We start from the raw sequence: 2050 nt of genomic DNA on the forward strand, positions 1-2050 counted from the left end.
TACGAATAATATAAAAGAAATTAAAGGCGGAGTTTGCGCTGCTAAAGGTTTTTTTGCAAACGGAATTTACTCGGGAATAAAAAAGAAAAAAACTTCCAAAGATTTGGCGATTATTTATAGTGAGAGTTTATGCAACGCAGCCGCGGTTTATACTCAAAATAAAGTTTGCGGAGCTAATATTATAGTAAGCAAAGAGAATTTAAAAAACGGAAAAGCTAAAGCGATTATATGCAATTCGGGAAACGCCAATACTTGCAATAAAGACGGAATCGAGAAGGCAAAAGCTATGTGTAAGGGAGTCGCCGAATATTTGAAAATAAGCGAGAAAGATGTCGCTGTCGCTTCAACGGGAGTTATAGGAGTTCCTCTGCAAGTAGAACTTATAATAAAAAATATTAAACCTCTTATTGATAAGGCTAAAAATTCCGCGGAAGCATCAAAAAACGCGGCAAACGCGATAATGACAACGGACACTTTTATTAAAGAAATTGCATTCGCTTTTGAAATCGGCGGTAAAACCGTTAAAATCGGAGGAATTGCAAAAGGAAGCGGAATGATTCATCCGAATATGGCTACTCTGCTCGCCTTTATTACAACAGACGCGAATATAAGTCAAAAATTACTTCAAAAAGCTTTAAGAGAAGATATTAAAAACACTTACAATATGATTAACGTTGACGGAGACACTTCCACAAACGATATGGTTGTCGCTCTTTCAAACGGAGAGGCTAAAAATCCAATAATAGACAGAGAAGGAAATAATTATAAAATATTTTGCAAGGCTTTGAATATGGTTAATACTTATTTATGCAAGTCTATGGCAAAGGACGGAGAGGGCGCTACTAAACTTATAGAATGCGAAGCGATTAATTCAAAAGATATTGAAACAGCGAGAAAAATTTCAAAATCGGTTATATCTTCAAATTTACTGAAAGCCGCTATTTTCGGATGCGACATGAATTGGGGAAGAATAGCATGCGCGATAGGATACGCCGATTGCAAATTCGATATTAATAAAGTGGCGATAAATGTTTCTTCAAAATTTGGAAATATGAATGTTTTTGAAAAAGGCTACGGTTTGAAATTTGACGAAAAGAAGGCTCTGAAAATTCTTAAAGAAAAAGAAATTAAAATAACGGTAAATATGAACTCGGGAAAAAATAAAGCTACCGCTTGGGGTTGCGATTTAACTTACGATTATGTGAAGATAAACGGCTCTTATAGAAGTTAGATAGAAGTTAGAAATTGATTTTAAAAATTGATTAATAGGATTAAAAATGAACAATATTGATAATTTGGAAAATATTGAAATAAAAAATAAAGACAAGGCTTTTATTTTAAATCATGCTTTGCCTTATATTCAAAAATATAAAGATAAAACGGTAGTCGTAAAATACGGCGGAAGCGTCATGGAAAATCCCGAGCTTAAAAAAATGGTTATGCATAATGTCGCTTTGCTTTCCACTTTGGGAATTAAAGTTATAGTCGTTCATGGCGGCGGAAAGGACATAACCGAAATGCTTGGTAAAATCGGAAAAGAATCAAAATTTATAAACGGCTTGAGATATACCGATAAAGAAACGGCGGAAATAGTAAAAATGGTTCTTGCGGGAAAGGTTAATAAAGATTTGGTTTCGCTTCTTCAAAATTGTGGAGGAAAATCAATCGGAATATGCGGAATAGACGATTATATGTTTAAAGTAAAAAAATATGAAAACGAGGATTTGGGATTTGTCGGAGAAATAGAAGATATTGACACAAATTTAATCGAAACGATTATAAACGGAAAATATATACCGATAATTGCCACAGTCGGATGCGATAATTTTGGAAATATTTACAATATTAACGCCGATACGGCTGCGGCGAAAATAGCGGAAAAAGTAAAAGCCGAAACTCTTATATTTATGACGGATATGGCGGGACTTTTGAAAGATAAAGAAGACGAATCTACTTTGATAAGCAAAATCGAAGTTAACAGTATCGACAAATTAATCGACAGCGGAAGCGTTTCGGGAGGAATGATTCCAAAAGTTCAGCATTGCATAAA

Annotated in this window: 2 protein-coding genes; both read left to right on the top strand. The window is 34.3% G+C overall.

Going from position 1 to position 2050, the window contains the following annotated elements; genetic code table 11:
* The first annotated feature begins 10 nt into the window (after positions 1-10).
* Complete coding sequence (argJ, locus tag EZH24_RS10795) at positions 11-1231, top strand: bifunctional ornithine acetyltransferase/N-acetylglutamate synthase (RefSeq protein ID WP_137999124.1); 1221 nt, start codon at positions 11-13, stop codon at positions 1229-1231.
* A 64-nt stretch (positions 1232-1295) separates the two neighbouring features.
* A partial coding sequence (gene argB / locus EZH24_RS10800; RefSeq protein ID WP_137999125.1) for an acetylglutamate kinase occupies positions 1296-2050 on the top strand: 755 nt, incomplete at its 3' end.

It is taken from the genome of Brachyspira catarrhinii, assembly GCF_005518285.1.
Classification (GTDB): domain Bacteria; phylum Spirochaetota; class Brachyspiria; order Brachyspirales; family Brachyspiraceae; genus Brachyspira; species Brachyspira catarrhinii.